The 17,348-nt window shown below is 40.0% G+C and carries 15 protein-coding genes, 4 pseudogenes and 1 riboswitch; of the genes and pseudogenes, 11 read left to right on the forward strand and 8 right to left on the reverse strand.

Annotated features, from left to right (window positions below; all coding sequences use genetic code 11):
- The first annotated feature begins 187 nt into the window (after positions 1 to 187).
- From KUH03_RS22840 to KUH03_RS22870, 7 genes and pseudogenes are all read left to right on the forward strand, one after another.
- The gene (locus KUH03_RS22840) at positions 188 to 517 is read left to right on the forward strand and encodes a hypothetical protein (protein ID WP_257086988.1); all 330 of its coding nucleotides are present in this window, start codon (positions 188 to 190) and stop codon (positions 515 to 517) included.
- A gap of 25 nt (positions 518 to 542) precedes the next feature.
- Positions 543 to 1,037, forward strand: coding sequence for a hypothetical protein (locus KUH03_RS22845; protein ID WP_257086989.1), 495 nt, complete (start codon positions 543 to 545; stop codon positions 1,035 to 1,037).
- Positions 1,038 to 1,138: 101 nt separating this feature from the next.
- A riboswitch (SAM riboswitch) is annotated at positions 1,139 to 1,240 on the forward strand.
- 71 nt (positions 1,241 to 1,311) lie between these two features.
- Positions 1,312 to 2,261: pseudogene (locus tag KUH03_RS22850) on the forward strand (methylenetetrahydrofolate reductase).
- 307 nt (positions 2,262 to 2,568) lie between these two features.
- Positions 2,569 to 3,432: a DUF2723 domain-containing protein gene (locus KUH03_RS22855; protein ID WP_257086990.1), complete on the forward strand. Its 864-nt coding sequence runs from the start codon at positions 2,569 to 2,571 to the stop codon at positions 3,430 to 3,432.
- Between the two features lie 14 nt (positions 3,433 to 3,446).
- On the forward strand, positions 3,447 to 4,106 hold the full coding sequence (locus KUH03_RS22860; protein WP_257086991.1) for a hypothetical protein: 660 nt from the start codon (positions 3,447 to 3,449) through the stop codon (positions 4,104 to 4,106).
- Positions 4,097 to 4,657, forward strand: coding sequence for a hypothetical protein (locus tag KUH03_RS22865; protein WP_257086992.1), 561 nt, complete (start codon positions 4,097 to 4,099; stop codon positions 4,655 to 4,657). Before KUH03_RS22860 ends, KUH03_RS22865 begins: the two co-directional genes overlap by 10 nt.
- Positions 4,642 to 5,589 carry a hypothetical protein gene (locus tag KUH03_RS22870; protein WP_257086993.1) on the forward strand — a complete coding sequence of 316 codons (948 nt, stop codon included), beginning with the start codon at positions 4,642 to 4,644 and terminating at the stop codon, positions 5,587 to 5,589. The genes KUH03_RS22865 and KUH03_RS22870 overlap by 16 nt, the downstream gene beginning before the upstream one ends.
- A 54-nt stretch (positions 5,590 to 5,643) precedes the next feature.
- On the opposite strand, the pseudogene KUH03_RS22875 reads toward KUH03_RS22870, so the two are convergent.
- The 4 genes and pseudogenes from KUH03_RS22875 to KUH03_RS22895 form a co-directional block, all read right to left on the reverse strand.
- Positions 5,644 to 7,311 (reverse strand): annotated as a pseudogene (locus KUH03_RS22875) (glutamine--tRNA ligase/YqeY domain fusion protein).
- 171 nt (positions 7,312 to 7,482) lie between these two features.
- Positions 7,483 to 8,130: a carbonic anhydrase gene (locus KUH03_RS22880; RefSeq protein ID WP_120260292.1), complete on the reverse strand. Its 648-nt coding sequence runs from the start codon at positions 8,128 to 8,130 to the stop codon at positions 7,483 to 7,485.
- Positions 8,131 to 8,216: 86 nt separating this feature from the next.
- Positions 8,217 to 9,751, reverse strand: a pseudogene (locus tag KUH03_RS48990) (SulP family inorganic anion transporter).
- A gap of 181 nt (positions 9,752 to 9,932) precedes the next feature.
- Positions 9,933 to 10,268: a hypothetical protein gene (locus tag KUH03_RS22895; protein WP_223581658.1), complete on the reverse strand. Its 336-nt coding sequence runs from the start codon at positions 10,266 to 10,268 to the stop codon at positions 9,933 to 9,935.
- Between the two features lie 302 nt (positions 10,269 to 10,570).
- Between KUH03_RS22895 and KUH03_RS22900 the strand changes: the two are divergent.
- The 4 genes and pseudogenes from KUH03_RS22900 to KUH03_RS22915 all read left to right on the forward strand — a co-directional run bounded on the left by KUH03_RS22900 (position 10,571) and on the right by KUH03_RS22915 (position 13,872).
- Positions 10,571 to 12,016, forward strand: a pseudogene (locus KUH03_RS22900) (helicase HerA-like domain-containing protein).
- A 91-nt stretch (positions 12,017 to 12,107) separates the two neighbouring features.
- The gene (locus KUH03_RS22905) at positions 12,108 to 13,019 is read left to right on the forward strand and encodes a sugar phosphate nucleotidyltransferase (protein WP_257086996.1); all 912 of its coding nucleotides are present in this window, start codon (positions 12,108 to 12,110) and stop codon (positions 13,017 to 13,019) included.
- Between the two features lie 174 nt (positions 13,020 to 13,193).
- Entirely contained in the window at positions 13,194 to 13,583 is a 390-nt protein-coding gene (locus KUH03_RS22910) for a DUF2459 domain-containing protein (RefSeq protein WP_257086997.1), read from the forward strand.
- Complete coding sequence (locus KUH03_RS22915; RefSeq protein ID WP_257086998.1) at positions 13,570 to 13,872, forward strand: DUF2459 domain-containing protein; 303 nt, start codon at positions 13,570 to 13,572, stop codon at positions 13,870 to 13,872. The genes KUH03_RS22910 and KUH03_RS22915 overlap by 14 nt, the downstream gene beginning before the upstream one ends.
- A gap of 132 nt (positions 13,873 to 14,004) precedes the next feature.
- Here KUH03_RS22915 and dnaK read toward each other — a convergent pair whose 3' ends face one another.
- The 4 genes from dnaK to KUH03_RS22935 form a co-directional block, all read right to left on the reverse strand.
- Positions 14,005 to 15,909 (reverse strand): molecular chaperone DnaK, encoded by a 1,905-nt coding sequence (gene dnaK / locus KUH03_RS22920; RefSeq protein ID WP_257086999.1) that lies wholly within the window; start codon positions 15,907 to 15,909, stop codon positions 14,005 to 14,007.
- Between the two features lie 231 nt (positions 15,910 to 16,140).
- Positions 16,141 to 16,530: a GLPGLI family protein gene (locus KUH03_RS22925; protein WP_257087000.1), complete on the reverse strand. Its 390-nt coding sequence runs from the start codon at positions 16,528 to 16,530 to the stop codon at positions 16,141 to 16,143.
- Positions 16,530 to 16,919: a hypothetical protein gene (locus KUH03_RS22930; RefSeq protein WP_257087001.1), complete on the reverse strand. Its 390-nt coding sequence runs from the start codon at positions 16,917 to 16,919 to the stop codon at positions 16,530 to 16,532. The genes KUH03_RS22925 and KUH03_RS22930 overlap by 1 nt, the downstream gene beginning before the upstream one ends.
- Positions 16,912 to 17,307: an outer membrane beta-barrel protein gene (locus KUH03_RS22935; protein ID WP_373564470.1), complete on the reverse strand. Its 396-nt coding sequence runs from the start codon at positions 17,305 to 17,307 to the stop codon at positions 16,912 to 16,914. The genes KUH03_RS22930 and KUH03_RS22935 overlap by 8 nt, the downstream gene beginning before the upstream one ends.
- Between the last annotated feature and the right edge of the window lie 41 nt (positions 17,308 to 17,348).

The raw sequence follows: 17,348 nt of genomic DNA on the forward strand, positions 1-17,348 counted from the left end.
TGAAAAAGGTCTAAGTTCGTAAAGGAATTTAGACCTTTTTCGATTCAATAAGTTGAGGTTTTAAATCATATTTCGCTTCATCTGACAAAATTTTTGTTTTGGGACAGTCAGGGATCTCTTACTCTGATGGATTTTGTTTAAATTGGTACTGAATAATCAATATATTGACCACTATAAACGATCTGTCTTGAAACTATTACTGCTAATTATTTCAACGATATTCTTATCCTCTTGTGCTTTCTTTGGGAAGAACAAAGAATTTCCGATCGGAAATTATCAAGTTATTTGCGGTTATACCAATGACGGCTACCTAGAGGCCAAAGCTAAGGATCCGCTAAATATTGAACCTGATGCATATTGCGATCATCCGCTTCATTATCGTTCTTTTCTCTCCCTTCGGGATAAGGGACAATTTGTCCTTGCGATAGGTGATATCTTGCTCTATGGCAGATATAGATTTGAAGGGAATAAAATTGAATTGGTGGATGATAAAAGGGAACCATCTCTTTGGATATAATTCAAGTAAAAAGAATTTCATACAATTGAAAGGTGATTTCTCCCAATTCAATTCAGCCCATTTGCCAAATACGGAACGGTTGTTTCTCAATTTCGAATTAGACAAAACACCACTTCGCGAGCAGCCTAGTAAATTTGATAGTGTAGTCAATCTTTGGCGTAATATTCCGACAAGTGCTGAAAATGATCAAGAGGTAAAGGCCCGCGCATTAAACTTTTTAGATTATTCTATAGCATACTTTCAGCACATCTCAAATTCTGGCGTCCATAGTGATTATAAGATAGATGGGGTTGAATCTCCAATTACTTATGCGCAAAATGGCATTGTATTAAAACAATGGGAAGATGTTCCTGTCTCATGGAAAGAGCTGTTTTACAATGAGGAGAATGCATTGGTTGCCTATAAATATTTAATGGATGGGTTTAAGTATGGAGAGAAGGAGAAATATAGTGTCTCTGGCTTACTGCTGATCACATTCTATTTAAAGAATCTACGTAATTCTCTTTCAACTTTGAAATAATTTGTATGGGAAGATCTGGAAAAAGACAGCTTTGTTACTATAATTTATAGCTTTTCGAAAAAATGTTTTTGTTGTTTGATTTTTTAAGACGATATTAGCAACGCTTATAGAGAAAGGCCGAGGACTAGACCCAGTGAAGCCTTAGCAACCTGTATTGTTCAAGGTGCTAAATTCTACCCTGCTCCATGTGGGAAAGATAAGTTACATGCAGATAGACATATCCTCGACTTGTGCGTTTCGATGTAAGCCAACCCAAACTTAAAACAGTTTTTTAATGAAGATTATCGACCATATCCAGAATGCTAAAGGAAAACATTGTTTTCTTTTGAGCTATTGCCTCCTGCAAAGGGACAGGGCATCCAAAGTATTTTTAAGACAATGGATGAACTGATGGAATTTAAACCGCCCTTTATTGATGTAACCTATCATCGGGAAGATTATATCTATAAGGAACATGCAAGCGGGCTGTTGGAACGTGTATCTTATCGTAAGCGACCAGGAACGGTGGCGATCTGTGCTGCGATCATGAATAAGTATAAAGTGGACGCAGTGCCCCATCTGATATGTGGTGGCTTTACCAAAGAGGAAACTGAAAATGCCTTGATCGACTTAAATTTCTTGGGTATCGATAACGTATTGGTATTACGAGGTGATGCACGCAAAGGAGATGCTGATTTTATTCCAAGTGAAGGCGGACATGCTTTTGCAACGGATCTATTGCAACAGGTAACGGATATGAATAAAGGAAAGTATCTTCACGAAGATATTATCACATCTGAAAAAACCGATTTTTGTATCGGTGTCGCAGGATATCCGGAGAAGCATTTTGAATCTCCTAATTTCAATACTGATTTTAAATATCTGAAGCAAAAAGTGGATATGGGTGCTGAGTTTATTGTAACTCAGATGTTCTTTAACGTGGAGAAATATAAGGAATTTGTGACCAAATGCCGGGACAATGGAATCCATGTGCCTATCATTCCGGGACTCAAACCATTGACGACCAAAAAGCAACTGGTTACTTTGCCAAGAATTTTCCACCTGGATATTCCTGAGGAATTGAGTGATGCTGTCGCAGCATGTAAAACCAATGCTGATGTAAGGCAAGTAGGTGAAGAATGGCTTGTGCAACAATGTCAGGAGCTGATAAAATTTGGTGCTCCAGTATTGCACTTTTATACCATGAGTAATCCTGGGCCAACGAAAAGATTGTCGAGAAGTTAGCCTAAAAAATACAAGAGGAGCGAGGAAAACCCCTCGCTTTTTTATTACTTCTATCGACGGTATACTGCTTTGTACTTGTGAATTGAATCCTCTTTTATTCCATGGCCATATGCAGCTTTTGAGATGAAGTTTGCCATTACCCCTGCTTTCAAAACCAGCATTTCTCTTTTCACTATAGAAGTGCTCTCTTTCAAAAAATATTTTTGTTAAACAGTAGTGTTAAATAGTGTTAATTAACATTTTTAAATCGAGATAACTATTTAATTTGAGGTACTAAAAGGAACTAAGATATAGACCAATTGTCCTTATGACGTATAATAAATTAAACTCGCTATTTGGTTTGGCCTGTGGCCTCATTGCTACTGTTGTCTACATTGCTACTGTTGAAAAGACCGTGAGCTGGTGGGATTGTGGTGAATTTATCGCCTGCGCGTACAAACTTGAGGTGGCACATCAACCTGGTGCCCCGCTATTTCTACTTATTCAGAATGTTTTTTCCAATCTGGCTTTCGGTAATACAGGGCAAGTCGCTTACTGGATGAATATTGGTTCGGCAGTCTGTAGTGGTCTGACGGTGACATTTTTGTTTTGGACAATTACAGCGATTGCCCGGAAGATTTTAAAGAAGCCACAGCAATCTGCTTTTTCTTACTATTTACAGATCTTTGGAGCGGGTGCAGTGGGGGCTATGGCCTTTAGTTTCAGTGATACCTTCTGGTATTCGGCCGTAGAATCCGAAGTGTATGCGATGTCCTCACTTTGTACTGCGGTGGTTTTCTGGGCGATTTTTAAATGGGAGGCGCGTGCGGACCAGGACGGAAGTGATCGCTGGCTGATTTTTATCGCTTTTGTCATGGGGCTTTCAATTGGAGTCCACCTATTAAATCTTTTGGCTATTCCGGCTATAGCCATGGTGGTGTATTTTAAAAGGACTTCAGAAATTAATTTTAAAGGCATTATAAAGGCATTTCTATTAGGAATATTAGTTCTTGCAGCAATCCTTTGGGGTGTTATTCAGTGGCTGATCGGTTTTGCTTCCAAAATAGATCTATTGTTTGTGAATTCTTTTGGACTGGGATTTGGTACAGGAATTCTTTTCCTATGCTTGCTTTTTGGTGTCACAATTGTATATGGTCTTTTTATTCCCATAGAAAACGCAAGTATACATTAAATACAGCTTTATTGGTGTTTTGCTTTATTCTGTTTGGTTATAGTTCCTATACCATGGTGCTGATCCGTGGAAAGGCAAATCCATCCTTAAATAACAATGCGCCAGATAATGTCTTTTCGTTTTTAGGTTACTTAGGGCGAGAACAGTATACGCGGGAACCTCTGGTTAAAGGACCATACTATGATTCAAAGGCTGTGGATGTTCAAAGCAAAACCAGTTATCGGAAAGATGAATCCAATTATACAGCATTTACACAGGTTGATAAGTATGCATTTGATCGTGAAACATTTTTTCCACGTATCTATAGCCAGGATGAAAATCATCAAGCCTACTATAGAAGTTATCTCAAGTTAAAAGAGGGCGAAAGACCACAGTTCTCCGATAACTTTAAGTTTTTCTTTAATTTTCAATTGGGGGAAATGTATGCACGTTACTTCTTATGGAATTTTGTTGGCAGGCAGAATGACAAGCAAGGCTATGGATCCTATACGGAGGGGAATTGGCTCTCTGGAGTGAAAACGCTGGATAATTGGCGCCTTGGTGGGCAACATCATCTTTCGGAGTCACAGCAACATGATCCAAGCCGAAACACGTATTTTTTCTTGCCTTTGTTATTAGGGATAGCTGGAGCGATCTGGATGTACAAAACAATAAACCCTATACTTTGGTATTGACCTTGCTGTTTGTTTTTACGGGTATAGCGATTGTTGTATATCTCAATCAGACACCACTGCAACCCCGTGAACGTGATTATGCTTATGCCGGATCTTTTTATGCTTTTGCGATCTGGATCGGACTGGGTACAATTGCACTCATGCGCTTTTTTAAACGGTTTCTCAGTAATCGCTATGCCATGGCTACGGGGTTATCTTTTGCGCTGTTGGGTGGGCCAATTATTCTGGCGCATCAGAATTGGGATGATCATAATCGTTCTGAGAAATCCTTGGCTCGGGATGTGGCCCGTAATTACCTAGAAACCTGTGCACCAAATGCAATCTTGTTTACCTATGGTGATCACGATACTTTTCCATTATGGTATCTGCAGGAAGTAGAAGGAGTTCGTCCAGATGTACGGATTGTTGTGCTGAGTTATTTAACGGGAGATTGGTATATGCAGCAGGCCAAGAAAGCAACTTATAAAGCTGCAGGACTTCCGATTGCGATTCCTGCGGAAAAAACAAAAAGGGTATTCGTGATTATATCCCTTTTGTGGATAGACAGTTGAATGAAGCCGTGGATATCCAGCAGTTATTGCAGTTTGTTACTTCTGATGACCCTGATTATAAAGTACAGTTGAATTCGGGAAATCTGGAGAATTATTTTCCGACTAAGAAGGTCAAATTGGCCATTAACAAAGCCGAGATTTTGAAAAAGAATGCTGTGCCCGCTTATTTCCAGAATGCCGTCGTTTCAACAATGGAATGGGAAATCCCCGCTGACCACTTATCCCGATCGGATCTGACTTTGTTGTCCCTCCTTGAAAATAATCATTGGGATCGACCGATCTATTTTTCGAATATGCTCCCTAGTGATATTAAGTTGGGCTTGGACAAATACCTTGTCAACGAGGGCTTCGCTTCAAGGTTGATGCCCGTTGCTGCGACCAGTGAACAGCAGGCGCCTGCTGGCGAGATGGCAGCTTTGGTCAATGTGGAAGCCTTATATGATAATATCATGCATAAATACAATTGGGGGAATACCAAGAATGCAAAATATTTAGATACCGATTCCTTTCGCTTCTCAAGTATGTATGCACGGGATATTTTTGGAAAGACAGCACGGTTGCTATTGGAAAAAGGACAGCTTAAACAAGCTGGAGAAGTGGCCAAGAAAGCATACGACCAATTGCCTGATCGTGTATATGCGATGTCGGATGCGATTAATTATGTAGATATCATTGATAGCCTATATCGTTCCGGACAGGGATACCTGGCTGGAAATGTAGTCGATCGAAATTTGGACTATGTTTCACAAAATATGGAATATCTACATCAGCTGGTATTGGATAAGAAAAATTTAGGTTTTGAATGGAACGATATGCAGCTAGCACTTGACTCGGTCGATCGTTATCGAGATATCCTATTGGAGGCAAATGATACTAAGCGGTTGGCACGTGTCGAGGGACTTAGAAACAGTATCAGCAATGGTATGGTATAGAATAAAAAAAAAAGGTCGGAATTGTTTCCGACCTTTTTTTATGTAATCGTTTACTTATCCATTTTTCTTCACTTCTTTTCCCCAAGAATCTTTCAACGTAACTGTACGGTTAAAGACCAGGTGTTCTGGAGTAGAATGTGTGTCTAATGTAAAATACCTAAACGGATGAATTGATACCCTTTTCCAGGAGTAGCAGTAGCCAGATCGGGCTCGATATAGGCACGTTCAATCACATGCAAACTTTCAGGATTGATGGAATCTTTAAAGTTTTCAGCTGCCGCAGGGTTTTCATCATTGAACAACCTGTCGTATAATCTTACTTCAGCTTCCTTAGCATGAGGAACAGAAATCCAATGGATTGTTCCTTTTACTTTTAATCCGGAAGTATCTTCACCTGATTTGGAATTAGGCACGTAGGTACAATGTACTTCTGTTACCTTTCCATTTTCATCTTTGACGAAATCGTTGCAGATAACGATATAAGCGTGTTTTAGACGAACGGAAAGTCCTGGGCCGAGACGGAAGAATTTTTTTGGAGCATCTTCCATAAAATCTTCACGTTCTATCCAAAGTTCTTTGGAAAAAGGTATGATCCGAGCACCTTCACCCCTTCAACTTCAGGGTTATTCTCGCCGACTAAATCTTCCACTTGACCATCCGGATAGTTTGTGATCACTAATTTGATCGGATCAAGGACAGCCATTCTACGCCAGGCAGTTTTGTTGAGATCCTCCCGGATGCAAAACTCCAGTAGACTGACGTCGATCATATTTTCGCGTTTTTGAACTCCGATCTTTTCACAGAAGTTGCGAATACTTGCCGGTGTATATCCTCTTCTCCTCAAGCCGGAGATCGTTGGCATACGAGGGTCATCCCAGCTTTCAACAAATTTATCATTGACCAATTGCAATAATTTACGCTTGCTCATGACCGTATATGTCATGTTTAAGCGTGCAAATTCATATTGCTTGGATGGGAAAATTTCCAGTTTATCGATACACCAGTCATAAAGAGGACGGTGTGGGATAAATTCAAGGGTACAGATCGAATGGGTGATTTTCTCAATTGAATCCGATTGTCCGTGTGCAAAATCATACATTGGGTAGATGCACCATTGATTGCCTGTCCGGTGATGGTGGGCATGCTTGATGCGGTATAACAAAGGATCACGCAGGTGCATATTTGGACTAGCCAAATCTATTTTTGCACGGAGCACTTTCTCGCCATCCTTATATTTCCCAGCTCTCATATCTGCGAATAGGGTCAGATTTTCGTCTATAGATCGGGCGCGGTAAGGTGTCGGAACACCTGGTTCTGTAGGCGTACCTTTTGCTGCTGCAATTTCTTCCGCTGTACTATCGTCCACGTATGCTAAACCCTTTTTATGAGTTCAACAGCGTAGCTGTAAAGTGTTTCAAAATAATCCGAAGTATATAGTTCTTCTGCCCACTGGAATGCTAGCCATTGAATATCTTTCTTGATACTTTCAACATACTCGGTATCCTCAGTCACAGGGTTAGTGTCATCAAAACGTAGATTAGTCTTGCCGTTATACTGCTGTGCTAATCCAAAATTTAAGCAGATGGATTTGGCGTGACCAATGTGGAGGTAACCATTTGGTTCAGGAGGAAAACGTGTCAATACACGTCCGCCATGTTTTCCTGTACGAAGATCTTCTTCGACAATTTCCTCGATAAAATTTAATGATTTTTCTTCACTCATAATACAAAGTTAATTATTAGAAGCGAGATATTAGCTAGGAGATGATAGATATTCAGCTTAGTTTGAACAGGTAATCAACCGACAAACACCTACTATAGTTGCGACTGCTGGCACAGCGATTACTTGAAATAAAAAAGGGACGAAGATCCGTCCCTTTTTACCGATTTGTTACTATTTGAAAGCGAACACCTTTCCGAGGGATTCATTGCTTGTAAATGTACAGCTTTGATCAATCAATTGACCTGTTCCGATATTGATTACCATACCATGCACAGCCAGTGCCTGGCCATTTTTCCATGCATTTTGAATGATGGAAGTAGAACAAAGATTAAAAACCTGTTCTTTGACATTGAGTTCAACTAAGCGGTCTACTTTCTTTTCGTTATCTTCGATGCCATCAATCTCTTCGCTATGCAAACGGTATACATCTTTGATGTGACCCAGCCAGTTATCAATAATACCATATTGATTGCGACTTAAAGATGCCGCAACCCCACCGCAACCATAGTGTCCAGCAACGATGACCTGTTGTACTTTTAATACATTGACGGCATAATCTAGAACACTTAATAAACTCATGTCTGAGTGGATAACCATATTGGCGATATTACGGTGTACGAAAACCTCACCTGGCTTTGTACCGGTCAACTCGTTGGCTGGTACACGACTGTCTGCACAGCCGATCCAAAGAATTTCAGGATTTTGACCTTTTGCAAGTTGTTGGAAACGTCCTGTGGTATCATTTTTTACAAAATCCATCCATTCTTGATTTCCCTTAATAATATTGTCAAATCCTGTTTTTAAATCTTTATTTTCCATATTCCTTTTTAATATCACTTTGCTCTAGAGCTCTTTTTCGATAAAATAATACAAATTTCTTAGTTTATTGTTTACTTGAAACAACTTTATTTTTTATAAACAACCTGTAAAAGTTCGATCTCCTTGCCTTTACTTTTTGCATTCTGTTCAAAGTCTTTAATGACTTCGATAACATCCTTGTCGATAAATTTACTGAATGTCCCATCGATACGGATCTTACTGACTGATTTTGGTAAACTATATAGCTTTTGCTGGATAGGAACTTTGTTCAAAAATGAAACTTCCTCTGCTAATGTGATGACAGCCTTATCCTCTTCGTTATCCTTTTCGATATTATATTTAAAAGCATTTTTCATATTTGCTCTTAGAATATAGAATGTTGCCACAACGATTCCAATTCCAACACCCATTAATAGGTCGGTAAATACGATAGCAACAATAGTTACGAAAAATGGAATGAATTGATCCAGACCTTTTCGATACATTGAGGTAAATAAGCTTGGTTTAGCCAATTTATACCCAGTATGTAATAGTATTGCGGCAAGACATGCTAGCGGAATCATATTTAACATTGTTGGAATAGCCAACATGGCAACGAGCAGCCAGATACCGTGTAGGATTGCGGACTGTCTTGTCTTTCCACCAGCATTGACATTGGCTGATGATCGTACAATAACAGAGGTTAATGGCAGCCCGCCCAAGAGTCCACTTGTCATATTACCGATCCCCTGAGCGACTAATTCGCGGTTGGTCGGTGTATTGCGTTTATAAGGATCAATCTTGTCTACTGCTTCAATACTCAATAGGGTTTCCAAGCTAGCAATAATGGCAATGGTAAATGCGGCTATCCAAACATCTTTATTGACGATTTGGGTGAAGTCAGGTAATGTGAATAAACCTGTAAACTCTGCAAATGACCCTACAATTGGCACGAGTACAAATTGTTTATCGTGTAATTGAAAAAAGGAACCATTAAAAGATAAGCCAGAGTGACACCGACAATAACGACTACCAACGGAGCGGGCACTTTATTCAATTTAGGAATTGCTGGCCAAAAGATCAGAATCCCTAATGATAGAGCACAGATAATCAATGCACCAAAATTGATGGCTGAGGCAACGGTATCAAAATATGCACCTATACCGTGCCCATTGTCCAGTTCAAAAGCGTGTGTTTCGATCAATCCCAAAGCCAAAGGGATTTGTTTCATGATAATGGTAATACCGATCGCAGCCAACATGCCGACGATAACTGCGGATGGGAAATAATTCCCGATCATCCCCGCTTTTAGAATTCCGAGAACCACTTGTACAACACCTGCGATGACGACCGCAAGGAGAAAGGTTTCATAGGCGCCTAAACTCTGGATAGCCCCTAGAACAATAACTGTGAGACCAGCAGCTGGCCCACTGACACTGAGTGGTGATTTACTGATTGAAGCAACAACGATTCCACCAATTACACCAGTCAATAATCCTGCAAACAATGGCGCACCTGAGGCCATTGCAATTCCCAAACATAATGGAAGTGCCACCAAAAACACCACAACACTAGCAGGGAAATCATATTTTAAGTCTCTTTTCGAAAGTTTCAGAAAAGCCGACGTACGAGTTCCAAACATAAAATTTGTGTTTATCTGTATAATAAATCTTCCTGACGCCACCTGCCACCATAGCAATAGATACCAATTGAAAGGTCTTTGATGCCAATGGGCGCTGTGCTTCCAGAAAAAATCAATAAGAAGCCGCATACTGGGATTCAGCATGGGGACAATTGGAAAACATCCCATAGGGATGCCTTTATTAACAGTTAGGAGGCGGCGTTGGAACCGTAGGATGGAAAGCTAAAATGCTTTTCTCGTTTTTAAGGTAATTCTTTTGTTTTCCTTGGTTCTCAACAATGATGGTCTCGAATACAATGGGTTCGTCTGTTTTTGTATTGAAAAATTTTGAGGCAGTTTCAAGCGTATCAGTGCTTGCGCCATTATTGTTCTCGATTTCTATTTGTAAAACAATTTGTAAAATGGTATTCTGGTCTAAGCTATTGGAAAAAATAGGCGATATAGAGATGGCCATCTTTGTGAAAAAGATGATCGCACATAAGAATGCTGCCACAAATCTAAATCTCTTATTTAACATTTTTAGTACCTTTAATGGTGTTGTTTTACATGGTAAAAATAGCAATTCTATGTTAATTTCAAATTAAAAGTGCATAAAAAATCAATTTTGGCACGAAATTGTGACGAAAAGATTATTTTTGTAGAGTTTTCAATATCATTTATGAACTATAAATATTAAGCCTTTTCTATGGCAAATAAAGAACAATTTATCGAGAAGGTTCAAGCTTCTTATAACCCCAAGGGGCTTTTATATATTTGGGAGCGGGTATTTTGAATGGTGAGATTTTAGCGGATGCAAAGGTCAATCTGGCACTGAAAATGATGAATCGCCACGGGCTGATTGCCGGTGCGACAGGGACAGGTAAAACTAGGACGCTACAATTGATAGCTGAGCAATTATCAGATGCATCTGTACCGGTATTTATGCTGGATGTAAAAGGTGATCTATCTGGTCTTGCTGTCCCGGGAGTGACCAATCAAGCGCTGTTGGATCGTGGAAATGCGGTAGGAGTGCCCTTCGAACCAGCGAGCTTTCCTGTAGAGCTCTATTCCCTGTCAGGAAACAAAGGAATTCCGATGCGCATTACGATCGATGATTTTGGGCCTGTCTTGTTGGGGAGAATCCTGGAATTGAATGACACACAGACTGGGGTTTTGGCTGCGATGTTTAAATATGCGCAGGACCATCAGATGCCATTAATAGACTTTACAGATACCAAAAAGCTGTTAACCTATCTTTCTGACGGCCCAGGAAGCGAGGAAATCAAAAATGACTATGGTAAGATCAGTTCCGCAAGTTCGGGAACGATTTTGCGTAAGATCGTGGCCTTAGAGCAACAAGGGCTAGCACATATCTTTGGAGAGAAGGAATTTGACATCAATGACTTATTTCAGAAAGTTGACGGGAAGGGTATAATCAGTTTACTGAACATTTCCGATGTACAGGATCAGCCGGTACTCTATTCTACATTTTTGTTGAGCCTGCTCGCTCAACTGTTTAAGAATATGCCTGAAGTAGGGGATTTGGATCAGCCAAAATTGGTGTTTTTCTTTGACGAGGCGCATCTTCTTTTTAACGGAGCTTCAAGGCCTTTTTAACTCAGGTGGATCAGATTATCCGTCTTATCCGCTCCAAAGGAATCGGTGTGTTTTTCTGTACACAATCTCCGACAGATGTTCCGGAATCGGTATTGGCCCAATTGGGAAATAGGGTGCAGCACGCTTTGCGGGCCTTTACACCTAACGATGCCGAAAACCTAAAAAAACAGTGAAAACCTACCCCAAATCGGATTTCTATGAGATTGATCAGATTTTGACCTCTTTGGGTACAGGTCAGGCCTTGATTACGGTTTTGAATGATAAAGGTATTCCTACGGAAGTCGTAGCAACTCATCTAGTACCAGCCCGTGCTGTAATGGGCCTGCAGATGATGCGACAATCAATCAGATTATTAATCAGTCGGACTTAAAGACAAAATATCAGGAAAGACAGGAAAATCGTTCTGCGGCTGAGATGATCGATGAGAAAATGCAGGTGGTACAGCAGGAAGAACAGCGTGCAGCAGCGGAAAAAGAGACCGCCAAAGCTGATCGACCGACATCAAGAAGGCAGACGCCATTAGAAGCTGCGCAGCGTACTGCGACAACGACGCTCGCAAGAGAAGGTGTCAAGCTTTTAGGGAAATTAGCAACCGGTCTATTGAATGCATTCTTAAAAAGAAATAACACAAATTTATTGATAATTTTCGTCCCGATACACTATTTTTAGACAGTGATCAGCACTTAGCTAAATTTGCTTTTAAGGGCAAATTTAGCTAAGTTTGCGGACGAAACGAAAGTTCTATTAACGCAATTTAAATATGAGTAAACCAACCCTTTTGATTTTGGCAGCAGGAATGGCTAGCCGGTATGGTTCTTTAAAACAAGTAGATGGTTTTGGCCCACACGGCGAGACAATTATTGACTATTCAATCTATGATGCCATTCGTGCAGGATTTGGAAAAGTTGTATTCATTATTCGGGAAGAATTCCTGGAGAAAATGAAAGAAGTTTTTGATAAAAAATTGGAAGGTAAAATAGAAGTTGATTACGCTTTTCAAGATTTTGATTTAACGAAATTTGGCGTGAATCACGTCATTGAAAGAACGAAACCTTGGGGTACAGCACATGCTGTCATGAGCGCTAAGGATAAAGTAAATGAACCATTCTGTGTAATCAATGCAGACGATTTCTATGGTTCAGATTCTTTTGACAAAATGGCGAAGTTTTTGACCACCGAAGTCTCAGATCAACAAATGTCATTGATGGGCTTTCAGGTCGGTAATACAATGTCTGATTACGGCTATGTATCACGTGGTGTCTGTGAAGTTAGTCCAACAGGACATATGGACAGCGTCACAGAGCGTACAAACATCTATTACAAAGGTGAGGGTGACGATCGCAAAATCGTTTATGAGGAAAACGGCGTTGAAAACGATTTAGATCCTGAAACGCGTGTATCGATGAATTTTTGGGGCTTTACGCCAAAAATCTTTGAAGTAGCACAGGCGATGTTTCCAGCTTTCGTTGAAGAAAACAAAGAGAACTTGAAAGCGGAATTCTTTATTCCTTCAGTTCCAGATTACATGGTGAAACATAAACTGGCGGATTTCAAAGTAATCCCGACATCATCGAAATGGTTTGGTGTAACCTATAAAGAAGATAAACCTATCGTTCAAGAATCAATTTCAAAATTGGTTGCCGATGGTGTATATCCTGAAAAGTTATTTTAAGAGCTAAGAGAAATAGCTTATATTGAACCTGTATTGTCAAACAATACAGGTTTTTTTGTGCTTAACAGTGCAGGTGCTGTGGATGGGGGCGTGTTGTTTCAGGAGACGAGGTATTGGGTGCAGCTAAAATTAAACCGATACATTAGATTATGATAGAAAAGCGAATTATTTTAAATGAAAAAAATACTTAAGGTGTTAGGGTATATTATTTTAGGAATTATTGGGTTTTGTGTTTTATATATTGTTGCTGAGTACTGTCTGTCACGACTCCCGGCATCATCCAAAGAGGCCTCGAAGGATCAGACGATTCAGGTATTTGTCAAATCCAACGGTGTGCATACTGATATTGTTTTGCCGGTCATCGTGCAAGAGATGGATTGGTCCAACATATTTCCTTATGCCAACACGGTGGGAAAAAAAGCCGGTTATCAATATATGGGTATAGGCTGGGGCGACAAAGGATTTTATTTGGATACACCGGAATGGAAAGATCTCAAGGCATCAACGGCTTTTGTGGCGGCCTTTGGATTGGGGCAGTCTGCAATACACTGTGACCTACTATAATTCCATTCGGGAGAATGAGCTATGTTTTGGGTATAAAATAAATGCGGAACAGTATCGCGCACTCGTAAAGTATATCTATGATTCTTTGGATTTGCATGAAGGTAAACCTATATTGGTTGAGACGGATGCACAGTACGATGATGCGGATGCCTTTTATGAAGCCAAAGGAGCATATAGCATGTTCTATTCCTGTAATACATGGACAAACAATGCTTTAAAGAAGGCAGATATGCCAGCCGGAGTTTGGGCGACATTGGATAAAGGAATATTGAGCCATTATCGGAAATAGCTGGGCTTATTAGATTCCTTTGGGCAATTGCCATAGCTAAGCAGTTCTTTTGCGTTCCTAGTGGAGATGTTTCTTATAAACAAAAAGCTCCGGGTTATCTACCCGGAGCTTTTTATTTATCAGCAGGAGTGATTATTTCACTTCTTCGTAATCTACGTCAGTTACGTCATCACCACCTTGGTTTCCACCTTGTGCTTGACCAGCATCTCCTTGAGGTTGTTGTGCACCACCTTGAGAAGCAGCGTACATTTCTTCAGAAGCAGCATTCCAAGCATTTTGTAATTCTTCGGAAGCAGCATCAATATCTGCGAAGTTTTTCGCTTCGTAGGCAGCTTTTAATTTCGTTAAGCCAGCTTCAATAGGAGCTTTCTTATCTGCGGAAATTTTGTCGCCATATTCTTTCAATTGTTTTTCAGTTGAGAAGATTAAGGCATCAGCTGCATTGACTTTGTCAGCTTCTTCTTTCATTTTTTTATCAGCATCAGCATTTGCTTCAGCTTCTTCTCTCATACGTTTGATTTCGTCATCAGATAAACCTGAAGATGCTTCAATACGGATGTTTTGCTCTTTACCAGTTGCTTTATCTTTTGCAGATACTTTGATGATACCATTGGCATCAATATCAAAAGTAACTTCAATTTGAGGCACACCACGAGGTGCTGGTGGAATATCGTTCAAATGGAAGCGACCGATTGTACGGTTTTGGCTTGCCATTGGACGCTCACCTTGTAAGATGTGGATTTCCACAGATGGTTGATTGTCTGAAGCTGTTGAGAATGTTTCCGATTTTTTAGTCGGGATAGTTGTATTTGCTTCAATCAATTTAGTCATTACACCACCCATTGTTTCGATACCCAATGAAAGTGGAGTTACATCCAATAATAAAACGTCTTTTACTTCACCAGTTAATACACCACCTTGAATTGCAGCACCTAAAGCAACAACTTCGTCAGGGTTTACACCTTTAGAAGGCTCTTTTCCGAAGAACGCTTTTACGGCATCAACGATTGCAGGGATACGTGTAGAACCACCCACTAAGATAATTTCGTCGATATCTGATTTGCTGAAACCAGCGTTTTTCAATGCAGACTCACAAGGAGCAATTGTTCTTTTGATCAAGTCAGCTGCCAAAGCTTCAAATTTAGCACGTGATAATGAGCGAACTAAGTGTTTTGGACCAGTAGCATCTGCTGTGATATATGGTAAGTTGATTTCAGTAGAAGTTGCACTTGATAATTCAATTTTAGCTTTTTCAGCAGCTTCTTTCAAACGTTGCAATGCCATTGGATCTTTTTTCAGATCAAAACCATTGTTTTCATTTTTAAATTCTTCATTCAACCAGTTGATGATTACGTTATCGAAGTCATCACCACCTAAGTGAGTATCACCGTCAGTAGATTTTACTTCAAATACACCATCACCTAATTCCAATACGGAAACGTCATGTGTACCACCACCACAGTCAAACACAACGATTTTCATATCTTTGTGGGCTTTGTCCAAACCGTAAGCTAAAGCAGCAGCAGTAGGTTCGTTGATGATACGTTTAACAGATAAACCAGCGATTTCACCAGCTTCTTTTGTTGCTTGACGTTGTGCGTCATTAAAGTATGCAGGTACTGTAATAACAGCTTCAGTTACTTCTTGACCTAAGAAGTCTTCAGCAGTTTTCTTCATTTTTTGAAGAATCATTGCAGAGATTTCTTGTGGAGTATATTTACGGTCGTCGATTTCTACGCGTGGTGTATTGTTATCACCTTTAACGATGTTATAAGGTACGTGTTCAGCTTCTTTTATTGCCTCATCATATGAAAGTCCCATAAAACGTTTAATAGAATAAATAGTTTTATGTGGATTAGTAATTGCTTGACGTTTAGCTGGGTCACCCACTTTACGCTCACCACCTTCTACGAAAGCTACAATGGAAGGAGTAGTACGTTTACCTTCGTTGTTCGTAATTACTACAGGCTCGTTACCTTCCATTACGGCAACACATGAGTTTGTAGTACCTAAGTCAATTCCTATAATTTTAGACATATCTTGTATTTTAATTTTTTTACTTAAATAAATTCTATCACTCTATTATCAACCCTTATGCCAATCCGAAAGTTTTGTAAAAAAATCACTATTTGTCATCAATTTGTCGTTAGGTACTGCCAAACTGACATTTTCAATAGACAAGTTGCTCCAAGATTCGTTTTTTTGCTGACTCATTTTGACGATTGCGTGGCATATATCTGCCAAAGAGCGCTGTAAATTCTTCCAGTTTCATCTGTTTTGATTTTTGTCCCGCCAATCTGTGGGGACGAGATTATTGGTATAGGCGATATTTGTTGCCCAGTATTGGATATGCATCTCGGGGATGACCAGCCCCAATATCATGCCCGGCAGACCATGGCTCAAAGCCGGTCCTGCTGACACGGGTATTTCTTCGGCATAATAAGCAATCAGGTAGAGAGAGTCCTTGGTCGCTCCATTCACCCTTCGACAGTTGATGCCGGCGATATTGCGAAATTCCTCCGTAAAGCGCCAAGTGATACTATCCAAGGTTTCAGAAAGCAAATATTTCTCATCGATATCGAGCTGGATATCGGCCTTTCCAGCTTTTAAATCTTGGTAGAGCACTTTTCCATTTTTGCTGGCTCCACCTCTGAGCATCACACGCTGGTTTCCTCCACCTCGCGAACCACCCCTTTTCTACCACCGCGCCCACTTGCAGTGATACTTGGCGCACGCATTTTGCCTTCTCCATTCGGCTTTTCGGTACTTGTGCTTTCTTCGGGCATAAGAACGGTCGCGTTCTCATCAAAGTAGAAGTTCAGTCGATCTGTATGCGAGTCCGGCATTTTATCTAGGTGCTCCATGAAGTCTATTCCCCGACCCATCATTTTTGAGTTCATGTCATTGGACATTTGTCGCATGCGGGCTTTTGTATACGTCACCTTGTCAAAACTAATGGTACCCCTATTACCAAAATAGGCGTATTGTGCCTGCAGAGATAATCCGCTTAGACAAAATATAATAATGGTTAAATATGTTCTAATCATTGCTTTTTCCTAAATACTTATTGAAATCCCATTTGACTCCAACTAAAAAATACTGCGTCAATACCTGTTGGGTGGATTCTGAATAATTGGTATCACTGCCATTCCGACGTGTATTATTAAATGTGTTAAAGAGGTCAAAGGCCTTAAGGCTGACTGTCAGACTTTCATCTTTCAATACCTTTTTTTCCAGCTCCAAATTGGTATAAAATTGATTAATTGATTTCTTGTAGAGCTTGGTAGGTCCGGTGTAACTATAGTAAACATTGGTCATGATGTTGAATTTCTTCGGTAGAAAATATTTGATATATCCCGAAGCCCCACCTTCAAAGTTTATTGCGTTATATTGTGTGTTGATCGAATTTTGCTGGGCATTAAGGCCAGCATTCAAAGATATGTCAAAATCAAATCCTTCTGAATCTTGTTCATTTA

It is taken from the genome of Sphingobacterium sp. E70 (assembly GCF_019285695.1).
Classification (GTDB): Bacteria; Bacteroidota; Bacteroidia; order Sphingobacteriales; family Sphingobacteriaceae; genus Sphingobacterium; species Sphingobacterium detergens.